12 protein-coding genes are annotated in these 16271 nt (G+C 68.9%); 3 read left to right on the top strand and 9 right to left on the bottom strand.

Annotated elements, in window-relative coordinates; translation table 11 throughout:
* Positions 1-11: 11 nt before the first annotated feature.
* The 9 genes from WMF29_RS11230 to WMF29_RS11190 all read right to left on the bottom strand — a co-directional run bounded on the left by WMF29_RS11230 (position 12) and on the right by WMF29_RS11190 (position 13950).
* Positions 12-3908: a hypothetical protein gene (locus WMF29_RS11230; protein WP_437328833.1), complete on the bottom strand. Its 3897-nt coding sequence runs from the start codon at positions 3906-3908 to the stop codon at positions 12-14.
* 36 nt (positions 3909-3944) lie between these two features.
* Positions 3945-7331 (bottom strand): NAD(P)-binding protein, encoded by a 3387-nt coding sequence (locus tag WMF29_RS11225; protein WP_437328832.1) that lies wholly within the window; start codon positions 7329-7331, stop codon positions 3945-3947.
* A 24-nt stretch (positions 7332-7355) separates the two neighbouring features.
* On the bottom strand, positions 7356-7775 hold the full coding sequence (locus WMF29_RS11220; protein ID WP_437328831.1) for a sterol-binding-like protein: 420 nt from the start codon (positions 7773-7775) through the stop codon (positions 7356-7358).
* 7 nt (positions 7776-7782) lie between these two features.
* Complete coding sequence (locus tag WMF29_RS11215; RefSeq protein ID WP_437328830.1) at positions 7783-8853, bottom strand: hypothetical protein; 1071 nt, start codon at positions 8851-8853, stop codon at positions 7783-7785.
* Complete coding sequence (locus WMF29_RS11210; RefSeq protein WP_437328829.1) at positions 8850-9362, bottom strand: hypothetical protein; 513 nt, start codon at positions 9360-9362, stop codon at positions 8850-8852. The genes WMF29_RS11215 and WMF29_RS11210 overlap by 4 nt, the downstream gene beginning before the upstream one ends.
* Positions 9346-9858, bottom strand: a complete 513-nt coding sequence (locus tag WMF29_RS11205; protein WP_437328828.1) for a hypothetical protein — start codon at positions 9856-9858, stop codon at positions 9346-9348. Before WMF29_RS11205 ends, WMF29_RS11210 begins: the two co-directional genes overlap by 17 nt.
* A 369-nt stretch (positions 9859-10227) precedes the next feature.
* Positions 10228-11400 carry a polyprenyl synthetase family protein gene (locus WMF29_RS11200; protein WP_437328827.1) on the bottom strand — a complete coding sequence of 391 codons (1173 nt, stop codon included), beginning with the start codon at positions 11398-11400 and terminating at the stop codon, positions 10228-10230.
* Between the two features lie 148 nt (positions 11401-11548).
* A complete protein-coding gene (locus WMF29_RS11195; RefSeq protein ID WP_437328826.1) occupies positions 11549-13456 on the bottom strand; it encodes a sigma 54-interacting transcriptional regulator in 1908 nt (635 codons plus the stop codon).
* A 344-nt stretch (positions 13457-13800) separates the two neighbouring features.
* Positions 13801-13950, bottom strand: a complete 150-nt coding sequence (locus tag WMF29_RS11190) for a hypothetical protein (RefSeq protein WP_437328825.1) — start codon at positions 13948-13950, stop codon at positions 13801-13803.
* Positions 13951-14128: 178 nt separating this feature from the next.
* Here WMF29_RS11190 and WMF29_RS11185 point away from each other — a divergent pair, with 178 nt between their 5' ends.
* The 3 genes from WMF29_RS11185 (at position 14129) to WMF29_RS11175 (ending at position 16151) form a co-directional block, all read left to right on the top strand.
* Positions 14129-14821 (top strand): hypothetical protein, encoded by a 693-nt coding sequence (locus WMF29_RS11185; RefSeq protein WP_437328824.1) that lies wholly within the window; start codon positions 14129-14131, stop codon positions 14819-14821.
* Positions 14822-14837: 16 nt separating this feature from the next.
* Positions 14838-15338, top strand: coding sequence for a hypothetical protein (locus tag WMF29_RS11180; protein WP_437328823.1), 501 nt, complete (start codon positions 14838-14840; stop codon positions 15336-15338).
* Between the two features lie 126 nt (positions 15339-15464).
* Complete coding sequence (locus WMF29_RS11175) at positions 15465-16151, top strand: RNA polymerase sigma factor (RefSeq protein WP_437328822.1); 687 nt, start codon at positions 15465-15467, stop codon at positions 16149-16151.
* Positions 16152-16271 lie beyond the last annotated feature (120 nt).

Below are 16271 nucleotides of genomic sequence, written 5' to 3'. Positions count from 1 at the left end.
CGGCGCGCGGATCACGGGAGCGGCTCGCCGCGCGCGGCCCGGGCCGCGTTGCGCATCTGCTCATCGATCTCGCGGCGGTACCTGCGCAGGACGTCGAGCATCGAGTCCCATCCGCCTTCGGGGTAGATGGAGCGCAGCAGGGTCTCGAACGCCGCTTCGAACGAGTCCGGGAGGGAGGCGCCGAGCTTGTTCGGCGCGGCGCTGGAGATCTTGGCGTTGATCGTGTGGGAGAGGAGCGACGGGATCGTCTCCAGGCCACAGATGTCCCACGGGTGCGGCAGGCCCAGGTCGAAGTTCCGCTCGTCGGCCTGCTTGGCCAGCATGAAATCGGGCATCTCCCAGCGCTCCGGGTTCCAGATCTTGCAGTAGTCGCCGCCCGGCGTCGCCGTGTAGAAGACGCTCGAGCGCATGTGGCGCGCCTCCTCGATGCGCTCCTCCTCGTCTTCGTCCGCGCGCGCCCTCATGGCCTCCCGGTGCCGCGGCGACCACCTGCCAGGGCGCGTGGCGAGCCAGTGGTCGAGGATCGCGTTGGCGGCGTGCCGGCCGGACTCGTTCGCGGCCTCCATGGTCGTCATGCGGGTGAAGGTCTTGAGGTAGACGCCGGCGAAGACGAGCTTGTCCCAGTGAACGAGGTAGCCGCCGTGCCTCGCCTGCCACTCGCCCTCGCGCCGCTTTTCTTTCGGGTAATCCGGCGGGAGGTTGAAGGCTTCCGGGCTCGGGTCCCACGGCTGGGCGCCCGGCCGGTTGCGCCAGTCGCCCTTGATGGGAACGAGGTAAGGCGTCCGGTTGCGGACCGGGCGCTCGAAGTCGGGCGGATCCTTCCCGAACTCGATGTTCTGGTCGATGTGGAACCAGGTGGGGCGCGGCGGGACGCCCGCGAACGGGCTCCCGGTGTGGCTGGGCGGGGTTGCGAGCCGGATCTCCTTCGTGATCTGGCGCCAGACCTCTTCGGCGATCTCGTTCGCCGAACACTCCCACATCGACTTGCCGATCACCGGGCCGCCATCGGCCTTCGTGCTCCAGTCGCAGAGATCGACGCTCATCAACGAGGTGAAGCCGTCACGCTTCTCCGCTGGCCGCTGGGCCCAGAACTGCGCGCTGTTGATCGAGGTCAGCGCCCATGCCGCCTTGTTGAAGAAGACATAGCCGTCGTTGAGCTTGAAATCTTCCTCCTTGAAGAAGAACTGGATGCCGGACATGGTCTGGAACCGGTCCCAGTGCGCAAGCCCGTATTTGCCCGACGGGCCTCGTGCCGTGCCGGGCCCCTCATCGGGTGGCTGCGGGCGCACGTGCGTCGTGAACCCGTCCAGCCCGAGCGGGACGCCGATCCGCCCGGGGCTATCGGGCGCAGCGACCAGATCCCGGGTCACCTCCTCTGCGGTCTTCGGATCGGTAGCGATGATGTAGTAGTCAGACGGCTTGGGGTCGGGCCCGGGGCCGCGCTTGTTTTCAACCTCGTTGGGCAGCCACACATGAGGCACGACGGTCTGCTTGCCGTTCTCCTCTTTCAACTCGACACGGACGAGGGTCCCCTGCACGAACTCGACCTCGAGCCGCGTCGTGAGGTAGTGTTTCCACGGTTCCAACCACGCCTCGCTCGTGGGGCCGTTGAGCGTGCCGTCGACCTTCGCCGCCGGCTGTAGCCAATTGTAAAAGAGCTGGACCCATGTGTTACCGCACGTCCGCGCGTCGCCCCAGACCGCGTCGAACGAGGCGAGGGTCCGCGCCTGCGTCGTGATGTCCCGCGTGAACCGCTCGCTGTACTTGTACCGACAAACGCCTGTCCTGGGATCGTATCCCTGGAGGTACTCCCACCAAGAGATCGCCTCCAGCTCCGCGGCTCGCCGCTTCGAGCTGGTGCTCATGTACCGAAGCGTCCTCAGCATGAACTGCAGGATGTCGAGCGGCGTGTAACCCAGGTCGCGCAGCACCGAAAGGCGCTCCTTGCGCTCGTAGGCCGACTCCGGGGGCGAGCGGGGGAGGATGAGCGGGCTGAGCCCATTCTGAGCGACGCCTTGGTTGGGCGTCGGTATCACGTTGTCATACACCGTACGGCCGGTCTCTTGCCCGTCCACGCCGAGGATCGGGATCCGGCGCATCGTGTCGAACACGTGATTGTAGTACGAAGGGAAGAAGCGAAACCCGTGCTCACCGGGCAGCATGACGCGGCGCACATCGACAACAGCGACACGGTTGTGTTTTGCTGGACTGTCGAGCACCGAGGCAGCTAGCTCCCCCGGTCGGGCTGAACGCGGCTCGACGATGAACTCGGCGCCATAAGCATTCTCCTTCAGAACCTCCCGAACAATCTTTTCGACGACCTTGGCGCGCGCTCCCGCGATCCCAGCAAATTGAAGCGGCTTCGCCGATCGCTCATCGCCCGCATCACCCGCATCGCCCGCATCGCTACGGGTATCTACGTACCCCGTGATCGTGACCCGATAAATTTCTCTTTTCTTGCGAGCACAAAGATCAGCCAGTCCCTTCTTCAGCTTTATCAGCTGTTCCTCTGTTTCCAGCGAGTCGCTCCTGGCATCGAACTCGACCATGACAGGGCGCCACGAGCTCGCATGCACACGCAAGACGCTGACACCTTCCGCAGGCTCATCCGAGCCCGGAATCATGAACGGCTCAAATGTCGCGTTGAACTCGTACAGAGAGAGAGAGCTTCCCAGCTTCCTGGTGAGGTCGTTCGCAAATTTCTGGAACTTGGTTTGTTCGGGAGAATCACCCGTCATCCCCTGCGAGGATGCCAGTCGCTCGGCCAGCGGTCCGAACCGGATGCTCACCCGTGCCCCGACGGACCGACCCCGGACCGGAGGGCGGGCCGGTCTCCCGCTCGCATTACCATCAAGCGCGGCCCTCTCGGCGTTGGACAGCCGCGCGCTGGCGGCGGCGTTCCCCGGCACCAGCTCGATCTCGCCCGAGATGCGGAGGGTTCGAGCTGAGTGCACGTGGACCGACGAAGTGAGAAGCGCCCACAGGCTTTCCTTGACTGCGCGGAGATGCCGCGCAGCGAGCCCGCGTGCTCGCAGTTCACGCGCGATGTCGTCATTGTCTACGAAGCTCGCGTCGGACGCGCGCCGGAAATACGGGTACGGGTCCCTGGGCGGCGGGCCGTCGCGCCCCGCCGTGACCACGAGCCGCAGCGCGCGCCCGGCTTGACCTTGAAAATACTCGCCCAGCCATGCCTCTACCGCTGGTCCGTTCTTGATGCCCTTTCCGTGAGCAAAGAGCTCGATTTCAACCGGAGGGGGTTCGGGCCTTTGAGCAGCAATACTGCTTACGCGCTCCGGATCGCGGTAATCGACGCGGATGTCCGGCTCGGGAGCACGGGCCATGACGGGGTGCGAGCGAAACACCGACCCCAGAAGCTGCTTGACGGCCTTCTCCCGCTTGTTTGCGAGTCGCTTCTCCTCCTCTTCCAGCGAAGCACGGTAGACATCGATATGCGCCTGACGCGCCTCTTGAAGGTTAGACAAGCACCATTCGAGGCTCCGCACTACTCTGTCCTGCTCGGATTGTTCAATCCACGTGGCCTTCTCGGAGAAGTAGACCTCCAGTTGAACTCGATGATTGCGGCTCGGATCGAGGCGCGCATCGGACGGGCTCAGCTCGCTCCGACATTCGACGATTTCGGACGACCCACGATCGTTCGGCTTCGCCGCAGCGTACTGCGTGCGGGCAACGCCGCCGATCGCCATGGCCAGATCGCTGCGCCGGTCGTAAGCCCTCTCGCACTCGACCACCCGGACCGCGAAGCCACGCTCGGCCAGCTCGTGGGCGACCGTGAGCCCTGCGATGCCGGCGCCGTAGACGGTCACGGTAGGCGCGCCAGCACGCTCATCATCAGAAGCGGATTGCTCGCTGCCTGGGGTGCTGCCGATGGAGTGGTCGTCATTCGTCATCGTCGCCTCGCTAGAGCAGAGTGGTGTTGCTGCGGGTCACGTGGTCGGGTCCCCAGCCGGCCCTGTGTCGACCTTCAAGCGCTGTTCGATGACCTCGCGGATGCTCATCATCAAGCGGATCAGGGCGTCGCTGGTCCATGGTGACACCTGCTCCGAGGGCGGCGGCTGCTCGCCCTGAGGCCGCGCCCAGCTACCCGGGCGACCCATCTTGGACACCCATGACATGAACATCGGCAGCGCCTCGACTTGAGCGAGATCCCAGATGGACGCAGACTCGCGCGCAAAAAAGAGCTCGTCATTGCGCCTCAGCTTCGCGAGCTCCGGAAGCTCATGTTCTTCTGGGTTCCATATTGCGCAGAGGTCGCTCGCCGGTGCGACGTCGCTCAACGGCAATCCCGCCTTGCGCTCCCAACTCCCTCCGAATGCTGACCAGACCTCCTCGAACACGACGTCCTTTCCGTGCTCGGGCCTCGCATGGGTAGCCCCACGGTTCGCTTCGTGATGAAGGAGTATCGCGTTGACGGCGTGCCGAGCCGACTCGTTCTCGGCTTCCGGCGTAGGGACCCGGGTGTACGTCTTCATATAGGCACCGGCGAACACCAGCTTGTGCCGGTAGATGCCAGGGCCGACCTCCGGCGGTCGCCGCGATCGCTCGTGGGACGGACGGTCCGGCGCCAGAGCGCCGGGCCGCTTGCTCCAGTCCCCCTGCTTCGGGATCGCATACGGCGCTTCACAGCGCACCACCGCACCGCTTCGTCCGGTCTTCCCGTTGCGCGCCGCCGTGAGCGATTCGGCGTCGGTCGCCTGCGCACCGTCGTGGTAAAGCATGCCGTCATCGATGTGGTACCAGCGCGGGCGAAGGCCAGGAGCGTGGAGGTGCGGCGAGATGCGGTTCCAGACCTCCTCGGCCAGCTCATGGCGCGCGCACTGCCAGGCCGTACGCTCCGCGAATGATCCAGCCCCCGCCTTCATATCCCAGGCGTGAATGCCGACGCTGACCATGCCCGTGAAGCCATTGCTCGGCACGCTCGGCGGCATCTCCCAAAGTTTGTCGCTCGTGACAGCCGTGAGGGACCAGCCGAAATCACGCAGGCAAAAGAACGTCGGCTCGATCTTCGCTCTCTGATCGGTGACGAAGAAATACTGTATGCCTCCCAGCGGCTTGAGCCGGCCCGCGGGCGGCGGGGCGTCCTCCTCCGCGTCGAGCCAGGCAGCGAGCTGCTCGGGGACCCCTCCGTCGAGCTTCCATGAAAGCTCGCGCGCGGTGTGCGCGTTGGTCGCGACAACGTAATAGTCGGCATCACAATACGCCTCTTCTTCCGCGCCCTCGAACCGCTTGCAATATGCGCCGACGGTGTCCCCCTCCGGATCGAGGCGCACGAGCTGGCCATGGGTGAATCGGACGTGCAGCGTCTCCTTCAGGTACTCGCGCCACGGGTCGATCCATGCCTCTGTCACGGGCATCGTGAACGCCCGGTAGGGCTCAGGCCTCGGGCGAATCGAGGTCGTGAGGACCTGCAAGAAGATGTCGGCGCACGCGCGAGCCTCCCCGGTCTCGGCGTCCATGCCGGTCACGATCTGGCACAGCAGGGAGAGGTCGCGCCGAAAGGCATCCGAATACCGGTACCTGGGAATGCCGAGCAGGTTGTCGCGCCCCTCGATGTACTCCCAGAACGACAGGCTCGCGAGCTCCTTCTCGCGGCGCGCGGGGCAAGTCAGCGCGTACCGCAGCAACCGGAGCAGGAGCTGTGCGAAGTTGCCGGGGTCGTCGCGCAGACGCGCGAAGAAGGCGGTCGGCGTCCGGAGATCGATCGCCTGGCTGTCCTGTCGAGCGGCGCTCCCACCCCAGTCCGAGGCGCCGCGTCCGAAGAGCGGTTTGAGCCTGCCGGCGACCGTCGCGCCGCGGTCCTCGGCCCTCCCCGGCCGCGGGCGCAAGGGAATGCGCTCGAGGGTGTCGATGATGTGCCGTTCATACGGCGCGACGACGAAGAAGCGGTGCTCACCGGGTAGGATTGTCTTCAGGAGCGTGAGGCTCCGCTTCCGCGAGATCTCCGTGTTCCCTTCAGCGTCCGTCTCCGGTGTCCTCAGCCACTCTTGGACAGCCGCGTGCAAGGAGCTATCGTGCAGGCCGAGCTGGTCGAAGGGCCACCTGAACCAGCGCGGCCACAGCGGATTCGACATGATGACCCGATACGCAGCATCCAGCGTGTCGAGCGCTTCTGCGCTGTCCGGCGTCAGCGTCCCCTCATCAGCGTCTATCTCGACGTCAACGGGCAGTGTAGGCTTGATATCGACGGAGATGGAAAAGCCGAGCTCGGACGTCGTCGAGGAACCTTGCCCGCTCCTGCTGACGCAACAGTCGTCATCGGAGACAGGTTGTTCTACCGTCGTGTGCAGGATGATCAGCTCACGATGCGGCTCGGTGGTCACGAGGTGCGCTCTGGCACGGAGGAGCCCCTCGACGAGGCGCGCTCCCCGCTCGGCCTTCTTTCTGGTTGGGATACGGGCGTCCGCGACAGAGATGAGAATTCGGACGATGAGCCAGGGGGATCTAGTGTAGTTCACGGTGACGCGATCGAGCGTCCTCCCGACCGCCTCGACCTGCCGCTCGCCGTCTTCGGACAGCCGTGGGGCGTCGCCATCCGCTCCGGCCTCGAAGCGGATGGTCATCGGAAACATGGCCCCAAAGCTCACGCAGACCCCCGGGGAGCCGCCCGCTGCGGGCGAGGCAGAGCGCCCGTCGGGCGCTCCTCGTCGAACAGAGCTCTGACGCAGCACGTTGATGCCGGTCGCAGGATGAAGCCACTCAGCCTTCAGGGGGTCGAAAGCCTTGCTCTTGGTCAGGGCGTCTTCAACCTGGTTCATCCACGCTGTCAGGTTCGCGGCAATCGAGGGGTTGCCCCTGCTCGCAGGGCCTTGGCATCCCTGGATGAGCAGGCAGTACCAGGCCAGATTCGCCCCTGCCTTCATGTTGCTCGCCTCATCGCGGCAGACGCTGCGGATGGAATCGACGATGGGCAGAAGCGCCGCTGCCTTTTTGTCGGGCAGCTGTTCGCTCTCGTTCTCATCTGGATCGGCAGGGATCTCGAATTCGATCCAGACTGGCTTTCCGACCGTCTTGCGTCCGTGATCCTGGGCCATCGATGGTCGCCAGCCCGGGGCGGAGGGAGGCATCGTCGTGGTCAAGATGGGGAGCGACGGCTCCCAGGAGTCCGGATCGGAGAAGAGATCGGCAACGACGTACTGCGTCCGGACTTTGCCGCCCAGCGCCGGCGCGCGCTCCGTGCCATCCGGGCCCAAGGCCGTCGCCATCTCGATCACCTCGACGTCGAACCCGCGCACCGCGAGCTCGTGCGCGGCGGTGAGCCCGGCGATGCTGGCCCCGAAGATGACCACCTTGGGTTTACGTCCCTCTCTTGCCACGTCACCCTCCTCTCTCCCCGAACCTCACGCCTCTTCGTCGCCCGCGAGCAGCGCCTGAAACCGCTCCAGTAGCCGCGGGAACGACGGACACCGCACAGCGCCGTGCACGTACGTCGATAGCCCGGAGAGGACCTCCACCAGGCTGTCGACCGGCGCCACCGCCTCCACCTCGTCGGCGAGCACCGCGTCGGCTAGCGACCGCCGCGCCTCGAGCACGTCCCGGATGGCCCGCCGGCTCGCCGTGATCGACGCGTCGGCGGGCGCGTCCTCCTCCGTGCCCAGCCGCCGCACGCGCGCCGCCGCGCCCTCGAAGACCGCCGCGAAGATCTCCCCGTCCACCTCGATCCGCACCGTTCTCCCGGCGAGCCGCGCGCACATCCGCGCGTGCGCCTCCGGCAATTCCCTGGCGAGCGTCGCGAACGACTCGTCGAGCAGCGCCGCCACGGAGCCCCTAGTCGCGGATGAACTCGAAGACACCGGGGCCCTCCATCTCGACGCGCGCGCCGCGGACGCGGCCCTCCACGGTGACCCGCCCGCTCACCTCGTTGAGCGTGATCACCCCTTCCAGGTCGTGCTCGCTCGGCATCACCACCTGGGCGACGTCCTCCGACTCGAAGCGCACCCGCAGGTCGTCGCCGTCGCCGCGCGCGCGCACCTCCATCCGCCGCGGCACGTCGCTCGCCGTGCCGGGCGACAGCATCGCCATGACGCGCGGGATCTTGAGCGGCCTCGTGAGATCGAAGCAGCCGTCGTGCGTCACGCTCATCTCGTCGTCGCGGAAGATCCGGAACGGGTGCGCGCCCCGCCAGAGGAACAGCCCCTGATAACGCGCCACCGAGCGGCCGCGGTCCGCCATCCGCACGTGGACGAGGCTCCACTCGTTGCCTGCGTCCCACGGCAGCGCCGAGCCCCACTCCCACGAGAAATCGTCGCCCCAGAGGAAATGCCCCCAGTTGTGATCGTGGTACGCGGGCGCGGCCTCGATGCGCTCGGCGCGGCCGCCGACCGAGATGGTGCCGCGCGCCACGAGGCGGGGCACGAACGCCCATGAGAGATACCGGTCCCGCGAGAGCGGCTGATTCGACGAGAGCGCGGGGAAGGTCGTCGGCACGAGCTCGAGCTCGGCCGCGATCGGGCGGCCGCGCAGCGCGATCGAGAGCAGGTACCGCCCGCGCTCGAAGCCCATCGCGTTGCGGCCGAAGCGCGCGCTCATGCCGCCAGGGATCACGTCGACCTCGGCCTCCTCGAAGCGGTCCATGTCGCCGTCCCAGCCGGCCCCGACGCGCGCGAGCACGATGAGCCGCCCTGTCTCGGCGCGCCTCGCGTCGCGGGCCCAGCGATCGTCGATGAGGTTGAAGTTCACGAGCAGGTGAGCCGCCTCGGTGTGGACAAGGAAGTGCTGCCACTCCTTGTGATCCGCTCTGCCGGTGAGCCGCGATGGCGAGCGCCGGAAGTAGTCGATCCCGGGCAGCGCGGCCGTGATCTCCGGCGACGGCGCGGGGAAGGGCGGCGCGGAGATCACCGGAGCAGATCCCGCAGCTTCGCCGCCTGGACCGCGGGCTCCTGCGCTCCCGCGGCGTCGCGCCGTGCGGCCTCGGCGTGCGCGGCGCGCAGCGGCTCGATCTCGGCCATCAGCGCGCGACGGAGGGAGATCGCGCCGAGCACCAGGTAGAGGAGCTGATCGCCAGCGCCGCGGCGGTCGCGCGCCGACGTGACACGCTGGGCGCCGTCCGATGGCGGCAAGCCGCGCGCCTCGGGCGCGTCCGTGGGCGGCTCGGGCGCGTCCGTGGGCGCCTCACGCGCGTCCGCGGGCGGCTCGGGTGATGAATCCGCCGGTGCCTCACGCGCGTCCGCCGGCGCCTCACGCGCATCCGCCGGCGCCTCACGCGCGTCCGCGGGCGGCTCGGGCGGCGGCGGCGTCCCGGGGAGGAACGCGTCGAGCCTGCGGCCCACCGAGATGGCGCCCAGGAGCAGGTGCAGGAGCACATTGCGGTTCGCGAACTCGTCGCGGACGCTATCGAGCAGGGGCACGGCCGCCCTCCCCTGGTGCGTCCCGCAGCGCGCTCAGCAGGCCGTCGAGATCGGCGGACTTCGCGGCGCGGAGCAGCGCTTCCAGGTACGCCGAGGGGACGATGGTCTCTGGATCTTCTTCCAGCAGGTTGAGCGACACCGCGTCCCACACGCGCCGGCCGTGGCGGAGCAGATCCGAGGACGCGAGCGCCGCCGTCCACGCGGCGCCCTCGGGGGTCGCCGCGAACCGCCTCCCCTCGGCGATGAGGGCAGAAAAGGCGGCCTGCGCCGCGACCGGGTGCCGGAGCAGGAGGAGCTGCGCCCGGCGCAAGACCTCGACGATCTCGCCCTCGCGCGGATCGGCCGTGGCCCCCTCGGGCGGCGCGGCCCCTCCGGCGCTGTCCGGCGCTCGCGCGGAGGCGCGCATGGCCGGCGCGACGAGGCGCTCGATAAGGAGATCCTGGATGCGTCGCATCTCTTCATAGATGAGCGCCTGGATGCGGATCCAATCGAACATCGAGGGCAAAGGTGGCAGTCCCGGCGCGGGCGCGACCCACCATGGACTGCCGGCGGCGCCCGGCGACGGCGCGCCGGCGTCCTGCGCCACCTGGGGGCCCACGGCAGACTCACCGCCCGACGACCCCGGCGGCGTGGCGCCGCGGGGAGCTCCCGGAAGCGGTACTCCCGGAAATAGCGCTCCAGGAAGCGGCCCTCCCGCAAACGGCACTCCCGGCAGCGGCCCTCCCGCAAACGGTACTCCCGGCAGCGGCCCTCCCGCAAACGGCGCTCCTGGAGGCGGCGCTCCCGCGAGCGACGATCCCAGGAACGGCTGCGCCACGCTGGCGCGATAGGCCTCCGCGAACATCCGAAAGATCTCTTCCATCACTCACCTGACGCGATCGAGCACATACGAGACCAGAGCCTCCAGGAGATCGCGGTGCGCAGACGGCAGCAGCCATCCTTTGCAGGCGTCGAGCGCGCGCTGGGCCTCTTCCACCCAGGCGCGCGCCACCGCCCGCGCGTGCTCGATGCTGTCGTATCGAGCGATCAGCTCCTGCAGAAAGCGTACCTGCTCGGTGGTCTTCACGGCGCCGCCCCCGCGGTGCGCCTCTTCGAGCGCGGCGCGCACCTGATCGCGCCCGGTCGGGGTCAGCTCTCCTCGATCGACCAGCCGCGCGAGGGTCGCGTCGATCGCCGGAGGCACCGCCGGCTCCCCCTCCACGCCGCGCGGGCGGGCCAGCGACAGGATCCGCGCCGCCTCGGCGCGCTCCTCCGGCGTCGCGTGGCGCATCATGTGGAGCAGCATCAGCGTCCGCTTGCCTTCCCAGAGGTCGCCGCCGATCTCCTTGCCGTACTCGCCCACGTCGCCGGCCAGGTTCAGGACGTCGTCCTGGATCTGGAACGCGACGCCCAGCCTGCGCGCGAACTCGGCGATCCGCTCGGTGCGCTCGGGATCGAGGCGCGCCGCAATCGCGCCGAGCACGACGGGCGTGATGAAGCTGTACCAGCAGGTCTTCTGCTCCACCATGTGGATGTAATCGTCGTCCGAGAGGTCCCAGACCTCCCGGCGCACCCAATCGAGCTCGAGGGCCTGCCCCTCCACCGACTCGCGCGTCATCCTCGCCACCGTCTGGAGGATGCGCAGCGAGGGGCCCAGCCCGATGACGCCGACGTTGTCGAGGAGCGGCTGGAGCGAGAGCGCCAGCATGGCGTCGCCCACGTTCACCGCGATGGGCACGCCGTGGGCGCGGTGAAGCGTCATCCCCCCGCGGCGCATCAGCGACTCGTCCTCGATGTCGTCGTGAATGAGGAAGGCGTTGTGGTAGAGCTCGAGCACGGCGGCCGAGCGCACGACCGCCTCCAGCTTGCCGCCGAGCGCGCGGCACGTCGCGATGCAGAGCGCCGGCCTGAGCCCTTTGGCTTCCCGGAGGGGGTAGTCGAGCATCAGCTCGTACAGCGCCCCGCCGGAGCGCCGGTCCGCCGGGATGATACGCCGGATCTCCGCCGCTGCGAGCGCGCGGCACTCCTCCAGATAGTGAATCAGCTCTGCCGGTGTCATCGCCGGGATGGGTCGCTCTGCGAGAGGCACGGGCCCGATTCCTGGAGGTGGGGTCGAACGGCCACGACGGGCATAATGGTCACAAATTTCACTCGTGATCGGAATCGCGAAGGGAGACTCCGGCGAGGATCCTTGCGCCGTGGCGCCGTTATTTCGATTTCCTTGTGTCGTCGCCGGGACCACGGGCGGGGTGCTCTTCCAGTCCGAGCTCGCGCAGGCGCCTCCGCAGACCTCTCTCGGAGACCTCGAGCCATTCCACCATCCGGTCCACGTCGCCGGAGCATGTCGCGTGGGCGCGGGAGATGTCCTCGGCCGACAGGGACCCGGCCGTGCGGAAGCGCGCGTTGCCCTGGATGACGGCGTACAGCGACGCGCGCGAGATGCGGAGCAGGCTGGCTGCAGCGGCGAGGTCCCAGCGGCTCGCGCGCAGGGCCTCCGAGACCTCGTCCTCGCTCAGCTCGGCCGGCTTGCGGCGCCCTTCGGGGTGCGCTGCGTCGAGCGGCGACGAGGCGTCGCGCGGCGCGGGCGCCGGGGGCGCGCTGCTTCCCGCGGCGAGCCTCGGCTGGGCCGGAGCAGCAGGATCGCCCTCCGGGGGGCTGGAGACCGGCGCGGCTATCCCGGCCGGCGGGCTCGTTCCGGACGCGGCTACCCCGGCCGGCGGGCCCGTTCCGGACGCGGCTGCCCCGGCCGGCGGGCTCGTTCCGGACGCGGCTCCGACGGCCGGGCTCGCGTGCATACCGTGCAGGAGCCTCGCGACGCTGGGAACGAACTCGACCCGGCTCCGGCCGCGATTGCCGATGACGAGCTGCCGCGCGACGTTGCGGAGCTGCCGGACGTTCCCCGGCCAATCGTAGTTGACCAGGCGGGCGACCAGCGAGGCGGGGAGCCAGAGCTCCCCCTGCTCCGGAGCCGAGCGGAGGCGGTGCGCCTCACCGAGGTGTGCGAGCTCCTGCTCGCAGAAGTGCAGCAGGAGAGGTCCGATATCGTCACGGCGCTCGCGCAGGGCAGGCACCCAGATATCGTAGGCAGCCAGGCGGTGGAGCAGCGGCGCGCGGAAGCTGCCCTCGGTGATCTTCGTGTCGAGATCGGCGTCCGTGGCGGCGAGCAGGCGCGCGTCGATCTTCTGCGGGCGCTGCGCCCCCACCGGCTGGATCTCGCCTGTCTCCAGCGCGCGGAGCAGCGCGACCTGGATCTCCTGAGGCGCCTCACCGACCTCGTCGAGGAACAGCGTCCCGCCGTGCGCCTGCGCGAAGAAGCCGGCGTGACGCCGCACGGCCCCGGTGAACGCGCCGCGGTCGGCGCCGAAGAGCTCCGAGACCGCGAGCGTGCCGGGGATGGCGGCGAGGTTCACGGCGACGAAGGGCCCGGCGCGGCGCAGGCTCGCGCCGTGGATGGCGCGGGCGACGAGCTCCTTCCCGGTCCCGGTCTCCCCGCGGATGAGCACCGGGACGTCGAGATCGGAGACGCGACGGATGTCCTGGCGCAGCCGCTGCATGGCGGCGCTCTCGCCGAGGAGATCGGCGCGCACCGGATCGTCGCCCAGGGTGACGAACGTGGTGCCGGTCGCGATCGCGGCCCGGGTGAGGTGCAAGAGGAGGACGACCCTGCCAGCGAGCTCCAGCACGACGCCGCGCTGGAGGTCGTGGGCGGAGAGCTCGATCGCGCCGCGCAGCGGCTCGCCCCCGACCGCGACGTGCGTGCGGCAGTCGCCGCGATCGAGCCGCACGCCGCTCCCGTTCGCCGTCAGGAGGAGCGGGCCGCGGCTCAGGTTCCGGTCAGCGAGCGGCTCGGCGTCCGGCTGGCTCCGCGAGGAGAACGCGGGGCTGACGCGCGAGAGCAGCACCGGCTCGCCCGCGGCGATCTCGTGCAGCACCGCGTAGGCGCCGATACGCTCGATCAGCGGGTGGTAGGCGATCGTCAGCGCCGGGACCAGGACCGGCTGGACGAGCCCTTCGTCGACGGCTTGCGATCCACGCCAGGTGTCGAGCGCAGCCGCGGCGACAGCGACGGTGCGCGCGGGATCGGTCTCGGGATCAGGGGCCGTGCGATGCGCCATCGAGCCAACCGCGGAGTGTAGGGCGGTTCGCCGCCCGTCCGCAACAGCGGGTAGCCGGACGGCCTCGGGAGACCGTGAGAGCAGGGCACAACGGCGGAGCGCACCGCCCCGCGGCGGAGCAACGGCCCGTCGCCGACGCGTCGATTGCGGGCCGACGCGTCGATGACACGTCGGCGCGGCGCCAGCCGTCCCGGCGATCGGCCCCCTGCCGTGCCGCCGACACGTCAGCTCCCGGCTGACGTGTCAGTGACGTTCCGCGCAGAGGGCTCCGGGCAATGCCCCCCGGCCGCTGCCCGACGCCGGGAGGCGATTTCGCCCCCAGCGACGAGGCACGCTCCTTGCCATTACGAGAGGATGAGCACCCCGCCGCTGAGCGACGGCGGGCCGCGTCGGATGGCGTCGAGCAGAGCCGAGCGGCAGCGCTCCGCGAGGAACGAGCTCTCGTTCGAGAGAGCGAACACGACGCCGGTTTCCCGCTCGACGCCGAACGGCACCCTCAGAAATCCACAAGAACTCGCCCACACCCCGGAGTGAAACATGCTCAGACATCCTCGATGGGCCGCCGCGTTCATCGCGCTGGCAGCGCTCGCTTCAGCGCGACCCTCCTTGGCACAGCCCTCCACGGCGCAGCCCCCGATCGCAACACCGACCCAGCCACCCACAATTGAAGCATTGTCGCAGAAGATACTCAACAACTCGGAGAAAGCCATACTCCAGGCAGAGGCGGGGCGACTCGAAGAAGCAAAGAAGACGACAGACGAGCTCGACAAGGACGCGAAGACCCTCGCCGCCACGCCGGCAAAAAGCGAAGAGGAGGCCCGCAAAAAGAACGTCGCGGAGGTGACAAAGTCGACGACAGACAAAACCGTGACCGCGAAAATCGATGCCGTGTGCGGAGGCGGCGTCCGGTTTCACCCGTGCTTGTACGTCGGAGTCTTCGTGGCCAGCGGCTCGCTGACTACGGTGTCGGCGGGGGACTACCACGCAGGGCAGACGAGCCACGCGCTCGTATCGGCCGCGATCCCCGCGGCGGGGATCCGTCTCCCGATGGACACGAAGGGGCGCCTCTCGGGCGAGCTCGGCCTCCTCTCGATGCTTGTCTCCAAAGATCTGGCCGCGAGCGAGCGAAACGGCTGCCGGGTCGCGAACGGCGACTTCGAGAAGAGGCTCCCCTGCGAGGCCGACGCCACGATCTCTCCCGCGTTCGGCGCGTACCTGGGCGTCACCCTCGGGACCGGCGACATCGGCCTCCTCACCCTGATGGGCATGGGCGGCGCCGCGACCACCTCGCTCGACAGGTCGCTCCACCCCTACGTGGGATTGGCAGTCGGCCTCGTCAACCTCAGCAAAACATTCAATCTGTAGCGCCGAAGGAGCATTCATGAGACGCTTCGCACTGCGCCTCGTGGCGGCCCTCGCCACGTTCGCCGGACTCGCCGCCGCGACCTCTGCGTGCGACCAGCCGAGCGGCTGCGACGATGCCAAGAGCGAGATAGAGACGACCCTGAAGGACGTCTGCAAGGACCCTGCATATCAGAACACGCCGTTTTGCACCTGCTGCGTGAGCAACGATTTCTACTCGGTCGACAACGAATGCGGCTGCCGCGGGCTCAACTTCGACGCGGAGGCCTGCTACTTCCGAACGGCGGACGAAGCTCGTCCGGCGGCGCGGCAGGCCATCGAGTTCGCGAACAGCATCTGCGAGGAGCGCACGCCGACGTTCCTGAACAGGAACGGCGAGAGCCAGCAGTGCGGCGCGAGCCGCGCAGCGTCATCGTCGTCCCAAGCGTCGAGCTCGAGCGCCGGAGGCGCGGGCGGCTCGACCACAGGCGGCGGCGGCGACGGAGGCAAAGGCGCCGGAGGCAAGGACGACGGCGAGTAGCCGCTCCCCGCCGTCTGCGCGCCGGGCGCTCGCCGGAAGCCCGACGAACGCCCGCGCTGGCGGCGGGCCGCCGCATCCGGAATGTCGCCGGCTCACTGCGGCGACGCACACCCGCCGGGAGGGCATATGGCCGCCGACGTGACCATGGGCGAGACAGGGCTCGTCGAGGGCAGGCTCCGCGCCTCTTCTGTCGACCGCCGCGCCGCGCGCGCGACCGAGCCATCGACGGTTTGCTCTGCCCCATCGCTCGACGGCATCATGCAGCGTTACGCGGAGGGCGAGGCGCGGGCCTTCGACGAGCTCTACCGGACCCTCGCCCCACGGCTGCACCGCTTCTGCCTGCGCCTCACGCGGAGCCGCAGCGACGCGGACGATCTCTTCCAGGACGCGTTCCTCCGGCTCCACCGCGCGCGCGCCTCCTACATTCCCGGCGGGCCGGCTCTCCACTGGGCCTTCGCGATCGCGCGCTCCGCGCACCTGGACCGCGCCCGTCACCGCCAGAGACGTCCAGAGGACCTGCACGGCCCCGACAGCGGGCTCACCACGCTCCGCTCCTTGCCGAGCCGCGACGGCTCGCCGGAGGACGACGCGTGCACGCGCGCCATGGCGCTGGTGATCGATCGCGAGATCGCTCGGATGTCCGAGAAGACCCGGAGCGCCTACGTCCTCTTGAGGGAGGAGGGGCTCAGCGTCGCCGAGGCGGCGAGCGTGCTCGGCACGACGGGTGACGTCGTCAAGCAACGCGCCCACCGCGCGTACGAGCAGATCAGAGCTGCCCTACGCGGCGCTGGGTGGGACGAAGACGTGCCATGAGTAAGCGCCCGACCATCGCCATAGGCATGGTCCTTTGTCGCTCTTGCGCCCGTCCGACGAGACTGGAGGCGGGGGCGGCGTCAACCCGCGTCCTGGGATGCTACCCCGTGACGATCTCGG

Source organism: Sorangium sp. So ce381 (genome assembly GCF_051473845.1).
Lineage (GTDB): Bacteria > Myxococcota_A > Polyangia > Polyangiales > Polyangiaceae > Sorangium > Sorangium atrum.
The sequence above is the reverse complement of the archived record's forward strand: the minus strand, read 5'-3'. Positions and strand labels throughout refer to the sequence as shown.

Coding starts and splice junctions, on each gene's coding strand:
- WMF29_RS11205 (WP_437328828.1), bottom strand. CDS start 9,858: ATGTTCGATTGGATCCGCATCCAGGCGCTCATCTATGAAGAGATGCGA.
- WMF29_RS11175 (WP_437328822.1), top strand. CDS start 15,465: ATGGCCGCCGACGTGACCATGGGCGAGACAGGGCTCGTCGAGGGCAGG.
- WMF29_RS11180 (WP_437328823.1), top strand. CDS start 14,838: ATGAGACGCTTCGCACTGCGCCTCGTGGCGGCCCTCGCCACGTTCGCC.
- WMF29_RS11195 (WP_437328826.1), bottom strand. CDS start 13,456: ATGGCGCATCGCACGGCCCCTGATCCCGAGACCGATCCCGCGCGCACC.
- WMF29_RS11200 (WP_437328827.1), bottom strand. CDS start 11,400: ATGACACCGGCAGAGCTGATTCACTATCTGGAGGAGTGCCGCGCGCTC.
- WMF29_RS11230 (WP_437328833.1), bottom strand. CDS start 3,908: ATGACGAATGACGACCACTCCATCGGCAGCACCCCAGGCAGCGAGCAA.